The sequence below is a fragment of the Aquitalea sp. FJL05 genome, assembly GCF_003852595.1.
GTDB classification, from domain to species: Bacteria; Pseudomonadota; Gammaproteobacteria; order Burkholderiales; family Chromobacteriaceae; genus Aquitalea; species Aquitalea aquatilis.
In genome coordinates this window covers 28573-48496 of sequence record NZ_QAJS01000007.1, presented here as the reverse complement: position 1 = coordinate 48496, position 19924 = coordinate 28573, and the positions used below count along the sequence as shown (strand labels likewise).

Genomic DNA, 19924 nt, shown 5'->3' with positions numbered 1-19924 from the left:
CCCTGTTGCGCTTATTTCTTGGCCTGTTTGACGTGATCTTCCAGTTCCTTGAAGGAAGGACGATCCGTCGAAGTCAGCACCTTGCGACCAAACTCCACCGCCACCTGCGGCGCATAGCCATTCAGACTGGCCAGCAGGGTAACCTTGATGGTCTGGAATACCCGGGTACCGTCACCCAGCTTGTGTTCCAGAATGGTAGCCAGCGGGGCCACAAAACCGTAGGCCAGCAAAATACCCAGGAAAGTACCCACCAGGGCGTGTGCAATCAGCATGCCCAACTCCGACGGCGGCGCACCCACCGATTCCATGGTATGCACCACCCCCATCACCGCCGCCACGATACCGAAGGCCGGCAAGCCATCGGCCAGGCCTTTTACCGCACTGATCGGCACTTCGCCCTCATGGTGGTGGGTTTCGATTTCCACATCCATCAGGTTTTCAATTTCGAAGGCATTGAGGTTGCCGCCCACCATCAGCCGCAGATAGTCACAGATAAATTCGACGACGTGGTGATCGTGCAATACCGCCGGGTATTTGGAGAATACCGGGCTGGACTCCGGATTTTCCACATCGGCTTCCACCGACATCAGGCCTTCCTTGCGCACCTTGGACAGGATTTCAAACAACAAGGTGAACAGCTCCATGTAGAAGGCCTTGTTGTAGGGCGAGCCCTTGAATACCGTTGGCAAGGCCTTGATGGTGGCTTTCATCGGTGCGCCGCCATTGGCGACCACGAAAGCGCCAGCTGCCGCACCGGCAATCATGACCACCTCCAGAGGCTGCATCAGCGCCCCCAGATGGCCCCCTGCTGCGACAAAGCCCCCCAGCACGCAGCCGAGGAGAAGAAGGTAGCCGATTCCAACAAACATTAGCTTGGTCCTGTAATTGTGATTATCGCGACTAGATTCACTGTCACTGCCATTCCGTTCCTGGCATCCCCGCACTGGCCGGCTTTGGCGTCAAGCACCTGCATCACCCGGCCAGAACAGGCTGGCCGGATGGCAGCCCAAGCCTCTGACAAGGCAACGACAGCCCGAATAATAGCATGGCATTTACAGCTTGCAGTTGACCTGCACCCTTCTTTTGTAGCCAGCGCGCGGCCATTCTGGCAAGCAAAGCGCCAACAATGAGCAATAAAAACGGGCCGTCCCATGGACGGCCCGTTTTTATCAAGCACCGGTCACGGCAATAACTCAAGCCAGACCGCGTTCTTTCAGCTGCTTTTCAAACTCCACCATGCACTTGGCGGCGGTATCCAGCATCTGGTCGATTTCTTCCTTGCTGATCACCAGCGGCGGCGCGGACACGATGTGGTCGCCGCAGGCACGCATGATCAGGTTGTGCTTGAAGAAGATATCGCGGCACAGGGTGCCGATTTCACCAAAGTTGGGGAACAGTTCGCGCGTGGCCTTGTTCTTCACCAGGGTGAAGGCCTGAATCAGGCCCACGCCACGGACATCGTCCACATGCTCGAACTGGCCAAACACTTCGCGCCAGCGCTTTTGCATATAGGGACCGGTGTCGTTCTTGACGCGATCAACAATGCCTTCGTCACGCAGTGCCTTGACGTTGGCGTGTGCCACGGCAGCCGCTACCGGGTGGCCGGAGTAGGTAAAGCCGTGATTGAAGTCACCGCCTTCGGCCAGGGTGGTGGCCACCTTTTCGTTGACGAATACCGCGCCAATCGGCTGATAACCGGACGACAGGCCCTTGGCGGTGGTGAAGATATCCGGGGTAAAACCGAATACCTGCTGACCAAACCACTCGCCGGTACGACCAAAGCCGCAGATGACTTCATCGGCCACCAGCAGGATGTCGTACTTCTGGCAAATGCGCTGAATTTCCGGCCAGTAGGTCGATGGCGGCACAATCACGCCACCCGCACCTTGAATCGGCTCACCCACAAAAGCAGCCACCTTGTCGGCACCTACTTCCAGAACCTTGTCTTCCACCCACTTGGCGGCAGCCAGGCCAAACTCTTCCGGCGTCATGTCCTTGCCATGCTTGTACCACCACGGCTGTTCAACATGGACGATGCCCGGAATCGGCAGGTCGCCCTGCTCGTGCATGTAAGTCATGCCACCCAGGCTGGCACCACCGATGGTGGAACCGTGATAGCCGTTCCAGCGGCCGATCAGGGTTTTCTTGTCCTTCTTGCCTTTTACATCCCAATAGCGGCGCACCATGCGGATCATGGTGTCGACGGATTCGGAGCCGGAGTTGGTGTAGAAAACGTGCTTGAAACCTTCGGGAGCCACTTCAGCCAGCAGGTGGGACAATTCCACCACGGCCGGATGCGTGGTCTTGAAGAAGGTATTGTAGTAGGCCAGCTGTTCCATCTGGCGCTTCGCCACTTCCGGCAGATCCTTGCGGCCATAACCGATATTGACACACCACAGGCCGGCCATCCCGTCGAGAATCTTGTTCCCTTCGGAGTCGTACAGATAAATGCCATCGGCCTTGGTGATGACACGCGCACCCTGCTCGTTCAGCGAGTTGGTATCAGTAAACGGGTGCAGATGGTGTGCTGCATCCAGTTCGCGCCATTCGGTCGTAGTACGTTGGTTCTGCATAAAAGCTTCCTCTCTACTATCTCTCCAGCCCCTGTGGGGCTTATTGTTGGGCTGGCCGGAATCGGCCAGCCTCAGGCTGCAACATTGATGTTTCAAAACAAGGCCCTGACGGGCCTTGCGATCAAGATGCCTGCTGCGACTGCCACTATCCAGACACCCGGCATGCCGGGCACCTGCGGCCGATCCTTCAAGACCGGCCGGTCTCACCTGAAAGCGTTGTTATACGTGCAGCAGCAGGAATTTGCGTTCCCACGGGCTGATGACGCGGAAGTATTCGGAGAATTCCTTCTCCTTCATACCCAGATACATCTTCACGAAATGCGGGCCCATGACTTCCGGAATATCCGGGCAGGCAGCCAGGCGCTTGAGCGACTCTTCCGCACCATGCGGGAACTGGAAAGGCAGCTCATAGGCGTCGGTGGACATCGGTTCGCGCGGCTTGATCTTGTTGACGATACCCAGGTAGCCGCAGGCCAGGGTGGCGGCCATGGCGATGTAGGGGTTCACGTCCACACCCGGTACGCGGTTTTCCACGCGGCGGGCGGCCGGGGAAGAATGCGGCACGCGCAGGCCGACGGTACGGTTGTCGTAGCCCCACTCCACATTGGTCGGCGCAGCGGTATACGGGCTGAGACGACGGAAGGAGTTCACGTACGGCGCAAAGAACGGCATCACTTCCGGAATGTAATGCTGCATGCCGCCAATGAAGTGGAAGAAGATGTCGGACGGGCTGCCGTCTTCATTGGTGAACACGTTCTTGCCGGTGTTCTTGTCGATCAGGCTCTGGTGCATGTGCATGGCCGAGCCCGGTTCGTTTTCCATCGGCTTGGCCATGAAAGTGGCGTACATATTGTGACGGAACGCCGCCTCGCGCACGGTGCGCTTGAACAGGAAGACCTGGTCGGCCAGATCCAGCGGATTGCCGTGCAGGAAGTTGATTTCCATCTGCGCGGTGCCGATTTCGTGAATCAGCGTGTCCACTTCCAGATTCTGCGCATGGCAGTAGTCGTAGATGTCTTCGAACAGCGGATCGAATTCGTTCACCGCATCAATCGAGTAGGAGCGGCGACCGAATTCGGCGCGACCGGTACGACCAATAGGCGCGGTCAGCGGGATATCCGGATCCGGGTTCGGCGACATCAGGTAGAACTCCATTTCCGGAGCCAGTACCGGTTCGAAGCCCAGTTCGTCAAACAGGCCCAATACGCGCTTGAGCACGCTGCGCGGTGCCACATCCACCAGCGAGCCATCGGCGCGGTAGCAGTCGTAGATCAGCTGGGCGGTGGGGTCCGCTGCCCAGGGCACGAAGCGCAGCGAGTTCGGATCGGGCGTCAGCACCATGTCCGGGTCAGTCAGGTCCAGCATGCTGTCGTCCGGGTAATCGCCGGTGACAGTCTGGATCAGTACCGCTTCCGGAAGACGCATTTCCGGGTCGGAGACGAATTTGTCCTTGGGGACGATCTTGCCGCGTGCCACGCCGGTCATGTCCGGTACGATGCACTCGACTTCCGTAATGCGATGTTCTCGCAGCCAATCATTGATTTGGTTCATGTTTTCCTCTACTTCCATTGTGGCCGGTGTACCGGCTCTGGATGACGTGCGACTCAGCCCTGACGGCTGGCACGACGCGCGCGGCAAGCGTCACCGAACGCATTGAAAATGGCCATGGACACCGGGTTTTCCCAGTACTTCCACTCAGGATGCCACTGCGCGCCGTAGGCAAAGCCCTTGGCATCCCTGACCCGGTATGCTTCCACCAGCCCGTCATCCGCCACGCCTTCCGCCACCAGGCGGTCGGCCAGACGTTTGATACCTTGCTGGTGCAGCGAGTTCACCCTGACTTCATCCTGCCCCAGCCAGCCTTTGAGCAGGCTGTCCGGTTGCAGGTGCAGGGCATGTGCCAGACCATACATCTCATCCAGATTCTGAGTATCCGGCTCGCGATGATCGCCAAAGCCTTGTTCTTCCTGTACGTGCTGGAAGAGTTCACCGCCCAGTGCAACATTGATTTCCTGGAAACCGCGGCAAATACCCAGAAGCGGGATGCCTTCTTGCAGAAGAAGGTCGATGAGCGGCAGCGTGGTTGCATCACGCGCCGGATCATGAAGTGTTCCCTGGCGGCTGGCCTGGCCGCCATAACGATGAGGCTCGATATTGGACAGCGAGCCGGGCAGCAGCACACCATCCACAAAATTGAGATATTCACGCAGCGGTGCCGCGCTGCCCAATGAAGGAATCAGCACCGGGATACCACCTACGCCGCCTGCGGCAGCTGCAATGTATTTCTCGCCAACCGCATGAAATGGCAGACCACTTACCATTTTCACATCACACGGAATGCCGATAATCGGTTGCTGCATAAGGACCTCGTTGACTCGATTGGAGAAACCGCACACGCGGTTTCCGACAGGTTGCCAGCGACTGCACACCACTGCCTGGTGCAGTCCGGTACCGCGCCGGTCCAGTGTGACTCAAGTCCGGCAAGGCCGGCCACAAGAAACTGAACAGAAGAAAGTACCCTTCATGCCGTCCAGCAAACCATGACGGACAGCATGAACGCTATCATCGCACAAACCAAGGTTTGATCAAATATACTGTTGCAGATGTTTAAAAAAATCCACAACACCCTTGATTCCTGAGGCTGATTCTGGCTATAAACTCCAAAACATGCAAAGAAATTTGATTTTGCAGCGCAACAACAGATGCAGGATACGATCAAAAATCATATGATGGAACGTCTAAAATTATTAACATAGATGGAAGCAGCCAGATGGATGTAGGAGCACGATTGAGAGTGGTCAGAGACCGGTTTGGTCTGTCACAACGCGAACTTGCCAAGCGGGCAGGCGTCACCAACGGCACGATCTCCCTGATCGAGCAGAATCGCGTCAGCCCGTCGATCAGCTCCTTGAAGAAGGTACTGGAAGGTCTGCCGATGACCCTGGCGGAATTTTTCACTTTTGATGTAGAGCCGCAACAGCCGCGCGTGTTCTATCAGGCAAAAGAACTTCCCAATCTGGGCAATGATCAAATCAGGCTGCTGCTGATCGGCACCGCACATGAACGGCGTGATATCGCCATTCTGAAAGAGCACTACGAACCGGGCGCCGACACTGGCCCCGACATGCTGATGCATGAGGGCCAGGAGGGTGGCGTCATCATTGCCGGTTCGATTGAAATCACGGTCAACAACGAAACCCGCATTCTGGGTCCGGGCGACTCTTACTATTTCGACAGCAAGCTGCCGCATCGCTTTCGCAACATCGGCAGCGAAATCTGTGAAATGGTCAGTGCCAGCTCGCCGCCCACATTCTGATTGACGGTAGCCAGCAACGAGCAACCGGAATCAACTTACATAAATATCAGGAGAAGACCCATGGCGCGTACCCATGCAGAGTGGAAACAGCTTGCTGCACAACTCAATATCGAAGGCCGGGCCTTCATCAACGGTGCTTATACCAGCGCCGCCGATGGCAAGACCTTCGATTGCGTCAATCCGGCCAATGGTCAGAAACTGGCCGACATCGCCTGCTGCGGCGAGGCTGAAGTGAACGCAGCCGTGACCGCTGCACGCGCCGCCTTTGATTCCGGCAAGTGGTCGGAGCTGGCCCCGCTGGCTCGCGGCAGCATTCTGAAACGCTTTGCCGCGCTGATCCGCCAGCATGGCGACGAGTTGGCCCTGCTGGAAACGCTGGACATGGGCAAGCCGATTGGCGACTCCACCACGGTGGATGTGCCGGGCGCGGCTTACTGTGTGGAATGGTTTGCCGAGGCCATCGACAAGATCGGTGGCGAAGTGGCTCCGGTCGACCCCAAGCTGGTGGGCCTGATCACCCGTGAAGCCATTGGCGTGGTGGCGGCCGTGGTGCCGTGGAACTTCCCCATCCTGATGGCGAGCTGGAAATTCGGCCCTGCCCTGGCGGCCGGCAATGCCGTCATCGTCAAGCCGTCGGAAAAATCCCCGCTGACCGCCATTCGCCTGGCACAACTGGCCAAGGATGCCGGCATCCCGGACGGTATTTTCCAGGTACTGCCCGGCGCGGGTGACGTCGGCAAGGCGCTGGCCCTGCACATGGATGTGGACTGCCTAGCTTTTACCGGCTCCACCGGCGTGGGCAAGCTGATTGCCGGCTATGCCGCGCAATCCAACCTCAAGCGCGTCTGGCTGGAGCTGGGTGGCAAGTCGCCCAATATCGTGCTGGAAGACTGCCCGGACATTGCCAAGGCCGCCCGTACCGCTGCCGGCGCCATTTTCTTCAATATGGGCGAAATGTGCACGGCCGGCTCGCGCGTGCTGGTACAACGCAGCGTGAAAGAGGCCTTCCTGGCCGAGTTCAAGAAGGCCGCCCAGGGCTGGTTCCCAGGCGATCCGCTGGACCCGGCCACCAGCATGGGTGCCATCGTTGACAAGATCCAGTACGACAAGGTGCTGTCCTATGTCGACAAGGGCCTGAGCGAAGGCGCCGGCCTGATCTGCGGCGGCAAGGCTGCCCACACTGACAAGGGCCTGTTCATCGAACCGACCGCCTTTGATTGCCAGCGCCCGGACATGACCACCTGCCGCGAGGAAATCTTTGGGCCGGTGCTGTCGGTCATCACCTTCGACACACTGGACGAAGCCGTCAGCATCGCCAATGATACCGAATACGGCCTGGCCGCTGCGGTGTGGACCTCCAATGTCAGCACCGCCCATCAGGTATCACGCCGCCTACGCGCCGGCACCGTATGGGTAAACTGCTACGACGAAGGCGGCGACATGAACTTCCCCTTCGGCGGCTTCAAGCAGTCTGGCAATGGTCGCGACAAATCGCTGCACGCACTGGAAAAATACAGCGAGCTGAAGAGCACGCTGATCAAGCTGTAAACACCCGCTGCCGCAAAAAAAAGGCGCTCCTGACCGAGCGCCTTTTTTGCTTCCCATCCGCTCAGCATCAGCCCTGGCTGCTCATCTCCAGCGCCAGTGCCTCGGCCACGCGAATCCCGTCCACCCCGGCGGACAGGATGCCGCCAGCGTAACCGGCACCTTCGCCGGCCGGATACAGGCCCTTCACATTCAGGCTCTGCAGGTCTTCACCACGGGTAATGCGCAGCGGCGAGCTGGTACGGGTTTCTACCCCGGTCAGCACGGCGTCGTGCATGTCGTAGCCACGGATTTTCTTGCCGAATTCCGGCAGCGCCTCGCGCATCGCCGCAATGGCAAAATCCGGCAACGCAGTGGCCAGGTCTGTCCAATGCACACCGGGCTGATAGGAAGGCTCGACCGAACCCACCGCCGTGGAGGCCCGCCCGGCGAGGAAGTCGCCTACCAGCTGTGCCGGCGCTTCGTAAGTGCTGCCACCCAGCACATAGGCGTGGCTTTCCAGTGCCCGCTGGAAGGCGATACCTGCCATGGCACCACCCGGATAGTCTTCCGGGTTGATGCTGACCACCAGGCCGGAGTTGGCATTGCGCTCGGCACGCGAGTACTGGCTCATGCCATTGGTCACCACGCGGCCCTCTTCCGAGGTGGCCGCCACCACCTGCCCGCCCGGGCACATGCAGAAGCTGTACACCGCACGGCCATTGCTGGCGTGATGCACCAGCTTGTAGTCGGCCGCCCCCAGAATGGGGTGACCGGCATACTTGCCCCAGCGCGCCTTGTCGATCAAGGTTTGCGGGTGCTCGATACGGAAGCCCACCGAAAAGGGCTTGGCTTCCATGAACACACCACGCTGATGCAGCATTTCGAAGGTGTCACGCGCACTATGGCCCAGCGCCAGAATGACGTGATCGGCCTCGATCTGGCTGCCATCAGCCAGCGTCAGGCCACGAACATGGCCATTGTCGATGTGCAGGTCGGTGACGCGCTGCTGGAAGCGGATTTCGCCGCCCAGCGACTCGATTTCCGCCCGCATTTTTTCCACCATGCTGACCAGGCGGAAGGTACCGATGTGCGGCTTGGCGATGAACAGGATTTCTTCCGGCGCGCCGGCCTTGACGAACTCGGTCAGCACCTTGCGGCCCAGATGGCGCGGGTCCTTGATCTGGCTGTACAGCTTGCCGTCAGAGAAAGTACCGGCACCGCCTTCACCAAACTGCACATTGGATTCGGGGTTCAGCACATTCTTGCGCCACAGGCCCCAGGTATCCTTGGTGCGCTCGCGCACTTTCTTGCCACGTTCCAGCACGATGGGTTTGAAACCCATTTGTGCCAACACCAGCGCCGCCAGCAGGCCACAGGGGCCAAAGCCCACCACCACTGGGCGCTTGGCCAGCGTGGCCGGTGCCTGGGTGACGAAGTGATAGCTGGTATCTGGCGTGGCCAACACATGGATATCGTCCTTGAAGCGGGCCAGCAACCTGGCTTCGCCTTCCACTTCCATGTCGATGATGTAGGCCAGGCTCATCACGCCACGTCGGGCATCATAGCTGCGTTTGAAAACGGTGTAGCTTTTCAGGTCGGCCGGCTTGATGCCCAGAAAGGTCACAATGGCAGCGGCCAGATCTTGTTCGCTGTGATCCAGCGGCAGTTTGAGTTCGGTAATGCGTAACATGCTGATTCCAATGCACAGGTTGCTGTCTATTCAACAAGGGCCGTATTGTAGGAGGGACGCCCTGCAAAAGCAAAACCGGCCCAGTGGGCCGGTCGTCATGGACATGCCGGACAGGCTTAGTCGCGGAAGTTATTGAACTGCAGCGGCATGCCGTTTTCCTTGTCATCGGCAATTTCCTTGCGCATCAGCGCAATGCATTCCTGCAAGAGATCGCGCTTGGCACCGGACACGCGTACCGATTCACCCTGGATGCTGGCCTGCACCTTGAGCTTGGAATCCTTGATGATGCGGACAATTTTCTTAGCCATTTCGGTTTCCAGGCCTTCTTTTACCGTCAGCACCTTCTTCACCTTGTTGCCGCTAACCTTCTCCAGCTTGCCGTATTCCATGCAGCGCACATCGACACTGCGCTTGGACAGCTTGTTCACCAGAATGTCGTTGACCTGGTCCAGCTGGAATTCGGCATCGGCGTACAGGATGACTTCCTTGTCGGTCTGCTCGATTCGGGAGTCGCTACCCTTGAAATCGTAGCGGGTGGACACTTCCTTGTTGGCCTGCTCGATGGCGTTGCGCACTTCTACTTTATTGACTTCGGAAACAATATCAAAAGACGGCATGGGACTAGTCCTGTAAGGCAGATAAGGCTGAATGGCGCAATTTTAGTGGCTGCGCGCGCCCTTGTCACTCGTCAGCCCGGCTGCTGCCCTCGCCCAGCCGGGCGCGCATGGCTTCCACTTCCTGCAGGCGGTCGCTGATGGCCGCCCATTGCCGGGTATTGAGCGCGGCGATGACGGCATCCACCAGCAACATCAGCGGGGTATTGGTATCCCAGCCGGACGGGCCGGCAGTATGCGCAGCCAGGGTAAAGCGCGCCACACGCGATACCGGCGACAGCCACTGATCGGTAAACAGCAAGACACTGACCTTGCGCTGCGCCGCCATCTCGGCGATGTGCAAGGCACCATCCCAATAACGGCGGATGTCGAAGATCACCAGCACATCGTGCTTGCCCATGTCGACCAGCGAGTCGGCCCAGCTGGATGGCACACCGCGCAGATGCACCACGTCGGCCCGCACCACTTTCAGGTGATGACACAGATAAGCCGCCAACGGGTCAGTCAACCGGCCGCCCAGCAGCCAGATGCGGTTCTTGCGCTCGCCCAGCACATCCACCACGCCATCGAACTCCACCCGCGGCAGATGGGCCACCGTCTCCTGCATCAGCTGGGTGATGCGCGCCGCATAGCTGACCAGAAAATCGCTATCACCCTGCAACTGGGCCGGGTCGTGGCGCACCAGCGGCGACTGCAAGCGGATTTCCAGCTCGTCGCGCAAGGCCGTCTGAAAGGCCGTGTAGCTGTCGAAGCCCAGCTTGCTGATCAGGCGCAACACGGTCGGACCGCTGACATCTGCCCGCAGCGCCAGTTGGGCGATGGTTTCCAGCCCGGCCACCGGGTAATTCGCCAGCAGCACCCGCCCGACCTTGCGCTCGGTCGGGGTCAGGGTTTCAAACAGCACGCGCAGTTCTTCCGCGATGGACCGGCTATTACTCACAGGCTTCTCCACAATCAGGCACTGGTTGACAAGTGCCTGTTATCAATGGCCGGCAACAAGGCGCAGCCAGCATTCATTCGGCAATGATAGCAGTCTGCGGTGGCAAACCGGCATTGTGGCATTGCTTCCACATTGCACAGCACAATCTAATTTTTATTACATTTTTATCTTGATTGCAGATTTTCTAACGAACAATACTAGCCGCAACAGGAAAAGAAATAACCCTGCCACCCACCCAACACCAGCGCAAGGAGCAATCATGGATGCTCGGCATGTAAAGACAATGGCAGATTTGAAGACCCTGATCGAAGAACGCCAGCTACGGCAGATCAAGGTTGGCCTGGTTGATATTGATGGCGTGATGTGCGGCAAATACATGTCGCGCGACAAATTCCTGTCCTCGCTGGAGGGCGGCTTCGGTTTCTGTGACGTGGTATTCGGCTGGGACGTGGGCGACAAGCTGTACGACAACACCCTACTCACCGGCTGGGGCCGTGGCTATGGCGATGCGCAGATCCGACTGCTGCCCGAATCCTGTCGCGAGCTGCCGCTGGAAGACAATATGATCTTCGTGCAGGGCGAGGTAGTCGGCCGGCTGGAAGGGCTGTGCCCGCGCGGCGTGCTGCGCCGGGTGGTGGAGCGCGCCCGCGCCATGGGTTTCGAGCCGATGGCCGGCTTCGAATACGAATTCCTGGTCACCGACGAAAGCAATGCCGCGCTGCAAGACAAGCTGTACCAGAACCCCAAACCGCTGGGCAGCGGTGCTTTTGGTTACTCGGTTTTGCGCAACTCGGTGAATACCGACTTCTACCGTGGCCTGCTTGATCTGTGCGAGCAGATGAACATGCCGGTAGAAGGCTTTCACGAAGAAACCGGCCCCGGTGCACTGGAAGCCGCACTGACGGTGGACAAGGCCATGATCGCTGCCGACAACGCGGTCTGCTTCAAGACCTTTTCCAAGGTGCTGGCGGAAAAACAGGGCCGCATGATCTGCTATATGGCCAAGTGGCATCAGGACTACTCCGGCCAGGGCGGGCACATCCATATCTCGCTGAAGAACCGCGACGGCCACAGTGCCTTCCATCAGGCCGGCCACGAACACAATATCAGCGACACCATGCGCCATTTTATTGGTGGCATTCAAAAACTGATGCCGCAATTCATGAGCATGGCCGCCCCCACCGTCAACAGTTTCCGTCGACTGGTACCGGGCTACTGGGCCCCAACCAGCGCCCTGTGGGGGGTGGACAACCGTACCGTGGCCATTCGCGCCATTCCGGGCAGCAGCAAGTCGCAGCGGGTGGAATACCGCCTGCCGGGTGCCGATACCAACCCCTATCTGGCACTGGCCAGCGGGCTGGCCGCCGGGCTGTACGGCATAGAAAACAAGATCGAGCCGGAGGAGCCGGTAACGGCCAATGGCTATCTGCTGGAAGCCCCGGCCCATCTGCAGCTGCACCGCACCCTGTGGGACGCTGCCCAGGCCCTGCGCGCCTCCGCCGCCGCCCGCGACTGGTTCGGTGATGATTTTGTCGACCACTTCGCCGCCACCCGCGAGTGGGAAGAACGCGAGTTCCAGCGCCATGTCACCGACTGGGAATTGAAACGCTACTTCGAGATCATCTAAATGAGCACATCCTATTCCGTCATCTCCCCCGTCGATGGTGCCGTCCTGCTGGAGCGCCCCTATGCCAGCACCAGCCAGACCCAGGCGGTTCTCGATGCGGCCAGCGCCGCACAGCGTGGCTGGCGACATACCCCGCTGGCCGAACGCAAGGCATTGATCGGCAAAGCAGTAGATTGGCTGGTGGCGCACAAGGACGCCTGTGCCGAGGCCATTACCCGCCAGATTGGCCGCCCCATCAGTCAGTCGCCCGGCGAAGTGCGCGGCCTTGAGGAACGGGCGCGCCACATGCTGGCCATTGCCGAGGAAGGGCTGGCCGACATCCACCCCACTGCCAAGGAAGGCTTTCAGCGCTTTCTGCGCCACGAACCACTGGGCACGGTACTGGTGCTGGCACCGTGGAACTACCCCTTCCTCACCGCCATCAACACCATCGTGCCGGCACTGGCCGCCGGCAATACCGTCATCCTCAAGCACTCCTCGCAAACCCCGCTGGTGACCGAACTGTTCCAGCAAGCCTTTGATGCAGCCGGCCTGCCTGCCGGGGTATTCCAGAGCCTGCAGCTGGACCATGCCGCCACCTTGCGGCTGGTGGCTGCGCCGCAGATCGACTTTGTCGCTTTCACCGGCTCGGTGGCCGGTGGTCGCGCAGTGCAACAAGCCGCCAGTGAGCGCTTTATCGGTGTGGGGCTGGAGCTGGGCGGCAAGGACCCGGCTTATGTGCGTGAAGATGCCGACCTGGCCAGCGCCATTGAAAACCTGGTGGACGGTGCATTTTTCAACTCCGGGCAATCCTGCTGCGGCATCGAACGCATCTATGTCCATCGCAGCCACTATCAGGACTTTGTCGATGGATTTGTCGAACTGACCCGCAACTACCGCTTTGGCAATCCTCTGGATACCAATACCAATCTCGGCCCCATGGTACGCGCCAGCGCCGCCGCCTTTGTGCGCAGCCAGATTGCCGACGCCGTGGCCGCCGGGGCGCGGGCGCTGATTCCGGCCGCTCACTTTGCCGCCGATGCGCCGGGCACTGCCTATCTGGCCCCGCAAGTACTGGTGGATGTGCATCACGGCATGAGCGTGATGCGGGACGAGAGCTTTGGCCCGGTCATCGGCATCATGCCGGTGGATTCCGATGAACAGGCCGTGGCGCTGATGAACGACAGCGCCTATGGCCTGACCGCCTCGCTGTGGACGCAGGACCGCGAGGCCGCCATCCGGCTGGGCAATGACATTGCCACCGGCACCGTATTCATGAATCGCTGCGACTACCTGGACCCTGCCCTCGCCTGGACCGGGGTCAAGGACACCGGCCGCGGCATTTCGCTATCCGTGCTGGGTTATCAGCAGCTCACCCGTATCAAATCCTTCCATCTCAAGGGGTAAAGCATGCAACTGCAAGGTAACTGGAACTATCCGACCAGCATCCGCTTTGGCGCAGGCCGCGCCAGCGAGCTGCCCGCACTGTGCCAGCAACTGGGCATGCGCCGCCCGCTACTGGTCACCGACCCCGGCCTCGCCCGGCTGCCACTGGTGGCCCGATTGCTCGACTATCTGGCCTCAGCCGGCATGGAAGCACAGCTGTTCAGCGATATGCGCCCCAACCCGGTGGGCCGCGATGTCTACGCCGGCGTCAATGCCTACAAGGTGGGCAAGCACGATGGCGTGATTGCGGTAGGCGGCGGCAGCGCACTGGATGTGGGCAAGGCCATTGCGCTGATGGTGGGCCAGGACCGCCCGCTGTGGGATTTTGAAGATGTCGGCGACAACTGGCTGCGGGTGAATGTCGCCGGGGTGGCACCGACCATCGCCGTGCCGACCACCTCCGGCACCGGTTCGGAAGTGGGCCGTGCCTCGCTCATTATTGATGAAGAAGACCACCGCAAGGTCATCATCTTCCACCCTTCCATGCTGCCCAGACTGGTGCTGGCCGACCCGGAACTCACCGCCGGCCTGCCCCCGCACCTGACTGCCGCCACCGGCATCGACGCGCTGGTGCACAATCTGGAAGCCTATTGCTCACCCTACTACCACCCGCTGGCGCAGGGCGTGGCGCTGGAAGGCATGAAACTGGTGCACGACTGGCTGCCCACCGCCTATGCCGATGGCAGCCATATCGAGGCCCGCTCGCATATGCTGGCCGCCTCCATCATGGGCGCAACCGCCTTCCAGAAAGGCCTGGGCGGCGTGCATGCACTGGCGCATCCCATTGGTGCGGTGTTCGACACTCACCACGGCCTGGCCAATGCCATCCTGCTGCCCTATGTACTGGTACGCAACCGTCCAGCCATCGCCGACAAGCTGGCCGCTGCGGCCCGCTATATCGGCTTGGCCGACAGCAGTTTTGACGGCTTCCTTGCCTGGATACTGCAGCTGCGCAGCGATCTGGGCATTCCGCACAGCCTGGGCCAGATCAACATCCCGGCAGAGCAAGCCAGTGAGATCGGCCGCATGGCCAAGGCCGACCCCAGCGACGGCGGCAATCCGCTGCCGCTGAGCGCCAGCGACTACAGCGCCATCTATCTGGCCGCCGTGCAAGGCCAACTGCCATGAAGCCCCCCCTCATCGGCCTGACCACCTATCCCGCCGGCCAGGGGTATGGCTATCACACTCCGGTGGACTACGTGCATGCCGTCTTGCGTGCCGGCGGTGCGCCGGTGCTGTTGCCGCCAGTGGGGGATGCTGCCATCGACAGCTGGCTGGATGCGCTGGACGGCGTGGTGCTGATTGGTGGCGGCGACATCGACCCGGAGCTGTTCGACCGTGGCACCCACCCCACCATCTACAACCTGAGCCCGGAGCGCGACCACACCGAAACCGCGCTGGCACGCTCCCTGCTTCAACGCAAACTGCCAACGCTGGCCATCTGCCGTGGCCTGCAGATTCTCAATACCGTACTGGGCGGGACACTGCACCTGCACTTGCCGGATGTGGTGGGTGAAACAGTGGAACACCGGGTAGCCCCGCGCGACCCCACCCTGCATCAGGTAAGGGTGGCTGCCGACTCCTGCCTGGCCGGCCTGCTGGGCAGCACCGAAGTGGCCACCAAGTCCTGGCACCACCAGGCCATCGACCAGCCAGGTCAGGGCGTGCACGCCGTGGCCTGGGCCGCCGATGGCGTCATCGAGGCCATCGAGGTGGAAGGTTTCCCGCAATTGATTGCCGTGCAGTGGCATCCGGAATTATCTGCACGGGAAGACAGCAGCCAGCAGGGGCTGTTTGATGAGTTGGTCCGCATGAGCAGCAAACGCAGTCACTCAGAGCGGCTGACAAAATAGCGTAGCGGCCCTGGGGCAAGGCGCGCCGCTGCAGACAGTACAAGTAGTACGGCAAGGCGGCGCAACGCAGTAGCAGGGGTTTTGTTAGCTGTTCCAAAGCCGACAGCACGAACGGGACGCAGAGCGCCACGCAGCAGACACGGGTAGAAGGCAAATGGGTATGGCTAGCCGACAGGCAAAGCCGGACGCAGGCCGCGCTTTTGCCCGCCGTCCGCTGCTGGCGCAGCAAAGGGTGAAGTCTCAGCACAGTGCATTTCCATACAGTGTAGGTCAACACATGTAAGAGGATCATCATGAACCGAGATCAGCACGGCTCCGCACCGCAGGGTGAGGACGAGAAACTGTTACACAGCATGGGTTACGCTCAGGAACTATCCAGACGCATGAGCGGCTTTTCCAACTTCGCCATTTCCTTTTCCATCATCTGCATTCTGGCCGGTGGCATCACGGCCTTTCCGGCGGGCATCAGTGCCGGCGGCGGTGCCTCCATCGGCATCGGCTGGCCGGTGGGTGCGCTATTTGCCAGCATCGTGGCCGCTGCCATGGCACAGATCGCCTCGGCCTACCCCACTGCCGGCGGGCTCTATCACTGGTCGTCCATCCTGGGTGGCAAGGGACTGGGCTGGGTAACTGCCTGGATCAACCTGCTGGGACTGATCTTCGTGGTGGCTTCGGTCAATTTCGGGGTTTACGATCCCTTCTTCAAAACCCTGATTGCACCACTGCTGGGCATTAATCCCGACCAGCTCACCTGGACAGAGCAAACGCTGTTTCTGGCAGGCATCACCTTGAGCCAGGCCTGGCTGAATCATCTGGGCATCAAGCTCACCACCCGGCTGACCGACATGTCCGGCTATCTGATCTTTGCCATCGCGCTGCTGCTGACCGTATCGCTGCTGGCTTATGCACCGGGTCCGCTCGATTTCTCGCGCCTGTTCACCTTTACCAACTTCAGCGGTGCCGACGGCGGCACCTGGCCCAAGACCGACAGCAGCCTGATGCTCTTCCTGTCCGGCCTGTTGCTGACCGTCTACACCCTTACCGGCTACGACGCCTCGGCGCATACCTCGGAAGAAACCCACCAGGCCGCACACAATGTGCCCAAGGGCATCATTCGCTCGGTGCTGTGGTCTGCCCTGTTCGGCTACATCCTGATCTGCACCTTCGTGCTGGTCCTGCCCAATATGCAGGCTGGCGTCAAAGCCGGCATGGGCTTCTTCGACCTGCTGCTCAGCAGCCTGCCGCCAGTGCTGAAGGCGGTATTGGGCATCGGCATCTTCCTGGTCAACTATCTGTGCGGCCTGGCCTGCCTGACCTCCACCTCGCGCATGATGTATGCCTTTGCCCGTGATGGCGGCCTGCCCTTCTCGCACCAGCTCAAACAGGTCCATGCCGTACACCGCACACCAGGCCTGGCCATCTGGGTCAGCGCCATCCTGGCCATTGTCGCCACCTTGTATGGCGATGCCTTTACTGTGCTGTCGGCTGGCTCCGCCGTATTCCTGTACATTTCCTACATCCTGCCCACCACGGCCGGCCTGTTTGCCGAAGGCAAAAGCTGGACCCACAAAGGCCCCTTCAGCCTGGGCGCTGCCTCCAAGCCGATTGCCGTGCTGGCCACCATCGGTGGTGCCATCCTGGCGTTTGTCGGTGTACAGCCACCCAATCAAAAGGTGCTCTATCTGATCATCGCCCTGCTGGTGGTCTTGCTGTTCTTCTGGTTTGTGCTGGGAGTACGCAAGCAATTCAAGGGGCCACCGGTCGGTGAACGTATCCAGAAACACCAGGCGCATATCCGTGAGATCGAGAATGCGCTGGACAAGACTGCCTGATCCTGATGTCAGCAAGAACAACGGCCATGTCCTGCATGGCCGTTTTCTTTGGGATGTGCTGCTGCGAAATTACCCGTCCGCTCCGAGGCAAGCGGCTTGCCCGCTGCCAGAAAATACTTAATGATGCTGTCTGGTTTACCTTGAGAACATCGCCATGATTGTGACCCCGGAACAACTGGCGGCCTTTACCGCCGCAGCCATGCTGATCACCCTTTCCCCCGGCCCGGATAATCTGATGGTACTGAGCCTGGGCATTGCCAAAGGGCGACGCCAGGGCATGGCCTTCGGCCTGGGCTGTGCGCTGGGCTGCCTGACGCATACCGTCTTGGCAGCCATCGGCGTCAGCGCACTGATCGCCGCCTCGCCTATGGCATTCGGCCTGCTGAAAACAGCCGGCGGCCTCTATCTGGTGTATCTGGGCTGGCAAGCCATTCGCAGCCATGGCAGCCATCTGCAGGCGGCCAATGGCGCGCCGGACCATACCCCACTGATGGCACACTTTCGCAAAGGCCTGCTGGCCAATGCCATCAACCCCAAGGTCGTGTTGTTTTTCCTGGCTTTCCTGCCACAGTTCGTCAGTCCGGCGCAGGGCCACAGTGGCTGGCAGACGGCCATTCTGGGGCTGATCTTTACCGCGCAGGCTGCACTGCTGTTTGGCAGCCTGGGTTATTTCGCCGGTGCCATCGGCAGTTGGCTTAACCGCACCCCCAAGGCCAGCCAGTGGCTGGACCGCATTGCCGGCAGCGTATTCATCGCGCTGGGCCTGCGGCTGATGCTGGCACCGTCGCGCTAGTCGACCGGCCATACTGCGCACCATGCAAAACGGGTTGGCCTTGGCCAACCCGTTTATGTATTTTCCAAGCTGCTTACTTCAGCACCAGAAATTCCACCAGCACGTTCTTGAAGATAAAGCCGAACACACCGAAACCCAGCACCAGGAACAGAATCGCCGTTCCCATCTTGCCGGCCTGCGATTTCTTGCCAAGGTCCCAGATGATGAAACCCATGAAAATGATCAGCCCTGACAGACACACGGCCATGGAAATATCGGTAAATTGATCTTCAGACACCCAGACATTCCTTCATTGTTGCGGCTGCTCAGTACAGCCGGCGCTTGAATCGGCGCCGCTGCCACCGGGCCATCCCGGACGAAGCCACTACGATACGCCGCATCCCTTGCCGGCTCAACTTTTACGCAGATGACAAGAGTGGGCCGCCAACGAAAAAGCCGCCCGCAGGCGGCTGTTTCAGCAGACGGACAATCAGCCGCGCTTGAGCTTGGCGTTGGCCGCAATCCGCATGCGCAAGGCATTCAGACGGATAAAGCCGGCTGCATCAGCGTGGTTGTAAGCGCCACCGTCTTCGTCGAAGGTGGCGATGTTCGGATCGAACAGCGAATCGGTCTTGGATTCGCGGCCCACCACGATAACATTACCCTTGTACAGCTTCAGGCGTACCCAGCCATTGACGGTAGCTTGCGAAGCATCAATCAGGCCTTGCAGCATCTGACGCTCCGGGCTCCACCAGTAACCGGTGTAAACCAGCTGGGCATACTTCGGCATCAGCTCATCCTTCAGGTGGGCCACTTCGCGGTCCAGCGTGATGGATTCGATGGCACGGTGCGCCTTCAGCATGATGGTACCGCCCGGGGTTTCGTAGCAGCCACGGGACTTCATGCCCACGTAACGGTTTTCCACGATGTCCAGACGGCCAATGCCATGCTTGCCGCCCAGGCGGTTCAGCTCGGTCAGTACCTGGGCCGGGGTCATGGCCACGCCATTGATGGCAGTGATATCACCCTTCTCGTAGCTCAGCTCGATGTATTCGGCCTGATCCGGTGCATTCTCCGGGCTGACAGTCCACAGCCACATATCTTCTTCCGGCTCCGCTGCCGGGTTTTCCAGCACGGTGCCTTCATAGGAGATGTGCAGCAGGTTGGCATCCATAGAGTACGGGCTGCCACCGTTTTTCTTCTTGCTGATGTCGATACCATGGGTTTCGGCATAAGCCAGCAGCTTTTCACGGGACAGCAGGTCCCACTCGCGCCACGGGGCAATCACCTTGACGTCCGGCTTCAGGGCGTAATAGCCCAGCTCGAAACGCACTTGGTCGTTACCCTTGCCAGTAGCACCGTGGGATACGGCGTCGCCACCTACAGCATTGGCGATTTCGATCTGGCGCTTGGCGATCAGCGGACGAGCGATGGAAGTACCCAGCAGGTATTCACCTTCGTAGATGGCGTTGGCGCGGAACATCGGATAGACATAATCGCGCACGAATTCTTCGCGCAGGTCTTCGATGAAGATGTTTTCCGGCTTGATGCCCAGGGAAACGGCCTTCTTGCGTGCCGGTTCCACTTCTTCACCCTGGCCGATGTCGGCGGTGAAGGTCACCACTTCACAGTGGTAAACGTCTTGCAGCCATTTGAGAATAACGGAGGTATCCAGGCCACCGGAGTAGGCCAGTACTACTTTTTTGATGTCAGACATGATGCGTTTTCTTTCCAGCGAATCTAGTGGGTTGTCCT

General features: G+C 59.9%; 17 protein-coding genes. 8 read left to right on the top strand and 9 right to left on the bottom strand.

The window, feature by feature from the left end:
- Nucleotides 1-11 precede the first annotated feature (11 nt).
- The 4 genes from motA to DBR44_RS07095 all read right to left on the bottom strand — a co-directional run bounded on the left by motA (nucleotide 12) and on the right by DBR44_RS07095 (nucleotide 4933).
- Nucleotides 12-869, bottom strand: a complete 858-nt coding sequence (motA, locus tag DBR44_RS07110; RefSeq protein ID WP_124643389.1) for a flagellar motor stator protein MotA — start codon at nucleotides 867-869, stop codon at nucleotides 12-14.
- A gap of 324 nt (nucleotides 870-1193) precedes the next feature.
- A complete protein-coding gene (locus DBR44_RS07105; RefSeq protein WP_124643387.1) occupies nucleotides 1194-2573 on the bottom strand; it encodes an aspartate aminotransferase family protein in 1380 nt (459 codons plus the stop codon).
- Nucleotides 2574-2792: 219 nt separating this feature from the next.
- Complete coding sequence (locus DBR44_RS07100) at nucleotides 2793-4124, bottom strand: glutamine synthetase family protein (protein ID WP_103523626.1); 1332 nt, start codon at nucleotides 4122-4124, stop codon at nucleotides 2793-2795.
- A gap of 53 nt (nucleotides 4125-4177) precedes the next feature.
- Complete coding sequence (locus DBR44_RS07095; RefSeq protein WP_124643385.1) at nucleotides 4178-4933, bottom strand: gamma-glutamyl-gamma-aminobutyrate hydrolase family protein; 756 nt, start codon at nucleotides 4931-4933, stop codon at nucleotides 4178-4180.
- 410 nt (nucleotides 4934-5343) lie between these two features.
- Between DBR44_RS07095 and DBR44_RS07090 the strand changes: the two genes are divergently transcribed.
- Together DBR44_RS07090 and DBR44_RS07085 are read left to right on the top strand one after the other, a co-directional pair.
- The gene (locus DBR44_RS07090) at nucleotides 5344-5889 is read left to right on the top strand and encodes a cupin domain-containing protein (protein WP_124643383.1); all 546 of its coding nucleotides are present in this window, start codon (nucleotides 5344-5346) and stop codon (nucleotides 5887-5889) included.
- 60 nt (nucleotides 5890-5949) lie between these two features.
- On the top strand, nucleotides 5950-7437 hold the full coding sequence (locus tag DBR44_RS07085) for an aldehyde dehydrogenase (RefSeq protein ID WP_124643381.1): 1488 nt from the start codon (nucleotides 5950-5952) through the stop codon (nucleotides 7435-7437).
- A 67-nt stretch (nucleotides 7438-7504) separates the two neighbouring features.
- On the opposite strand, the gene DBR44_RS07080 is transcribed toward DBR44_RS07085, so the two are convergent.
- From DBR44_RS07080 to DBR44_RS07070, 3 genes are all read right to left on the bottom strand, one after another.
- A complete protein-coding gene (locus DBR44_RS07080) occupies nucleotides 7505-9106 on the bottom strand; it encodes an NAD(P)/FAD-dependent oxidoreductase (RefSeq protein WP_124643379.1) in 1602 nt (533 codons plus the stop codon).
- Nucleotides 9107-9222: 116 nt separating this feature from the next.
- Nucleotides 9223-9723, bottom strand: coding sequence for a YajQ family cyclic di-GMP-binding protein (locus DBR44_RS07075; protein ID WP_124643376.1), 501 nt, complete (start codon nucleotides 9721-9723; stop codon nucleotides 9223-9225).
- A gap of 64 nt (nucleotides 9724-9787) precedes the next feature.
- Nucleotides 9788-10660 carry a MurR/RpiR family transcriptional regulator gene (locus DBR44_RS07070; protein ID WP_124643374.1) on the bottom strand — a complete coding sequence of 291 codons (873 nt, stop codon included), beginning with the start codon at nucleotides 10658-10660 and terminating at the stop codon, nucleotides 9788-9790.
- 283 nt (nucleotides 10661-10943) lie between these two features.
- On the opposite strand from DBR44_RS07070, the gene DBR44_RS07065 reads away from it, so the two are divergent.
- The 6 genes from DBR44_RS07065 to DBR44_RS07040 all read left to right on the top strand — a co-directional run bounded on the left by DBR44_RS07065 (nucleotide 10944) and on the right by DBR44_RS07040 (nucleotide 18190).
- Nucleotides 10944-12287: a glutamine synthetase family protein gene (locus tag DBR44_RS07065; protein ID WP_233578410.1), complete on the top strand. Its 1344-nt coding sequence runs from the start codon at nucleotides 10944-10946 to the stop codon at nucleotides 12285-12287.
- Nucleotides 12288-13673, top strand: coding sequence for an aldehyde dehydrogenase family protein (locus tag DBR44_RS07060; RefSeq protein WP_124643370.1), 1386 nt, complete (start codon nucleotides 12288-12290; stop codon nucleotides 13671-13673).
- A 3-nt stretch (nucleotides 13674-13676) separates the two neighbouring features.
- Nucleotides 13677-14840, top strand: coding sequence for an iron-containing alcohol dehydrogenase (locus DBR44_RS07055; protein WP_124643368.1), 1164 nt, complete (start codon nucleotides 13677-13679; stop codon nucleotides 14838-14840).
- A complete protein-coding gene (locus DBR44_RS07050) occupies nucleotides 14837-15565 on the top strand; it encodes a gamma-glutamyl-gamma-aminobutyrate hydrolase family protein (RefSeq protein ID WP_124643365.1) in 729 nt (242 codons plus the stop codon). Before DBR44_RS07055 ends, DBR44_RS07050 begins: the two co-directional genes overlap by 4 nt.
- A 293-nt stretch (nucleotides 15566-15858) precedes the next feature.
- Nucleotides 15859-17397, top strand: a complete 1539-nt coding sequence (locus DBR44_RS07045) for an amino acid permease (RefSeq protein WP_124643363.1) — start codon at nucleotides 15859-15861, stop codon at nucleotides 17395-17397.
- A 154-nt stretch (nucleotides 17398-17551) separates the two neighbouring features.
- Nucleotides 17552-18190, top strand: coding sequence for a LysE family translocator (locus DBR44_RS07040; RefSeq protein ID WP_124643361.1), 639 nt, complete (start codon nucleotides 17552-17554; stop codon nucleotides 18188-18190).
- Between the two features lie 73 nt (nucleotides 18191-18263).
- Here the strand turns inward: DBR44_RS07040 and DBR44_RS07035 are convergent, their stop codons facing one another.
- Nucleotides 18264-18437, bottom strand: a complete 174-nt coding sequence (locus DBR44_RS07035) for a DUF2788 domain-containing protein (protein WP_181836620.1) — start codon at nucleotides 18435-18437, stop codon at nucleotides 18264-18266.
- A 222-nt stretch (nucleotides 18438-18659) separates the two neighbouring features.
- Nucleotides 18660-19886, bottom strand: coding sequence for an argininosuccinate synthase (locus DBR44_RS07030; protein WP_103523639.1), 1227 nt, complete (start codon nucleotides 19884-19886; stop codon nucleotides 18660-18662).
- Between the last annotated feature and the right edge of the window lie 38 nt (nucleotides 19887-19924).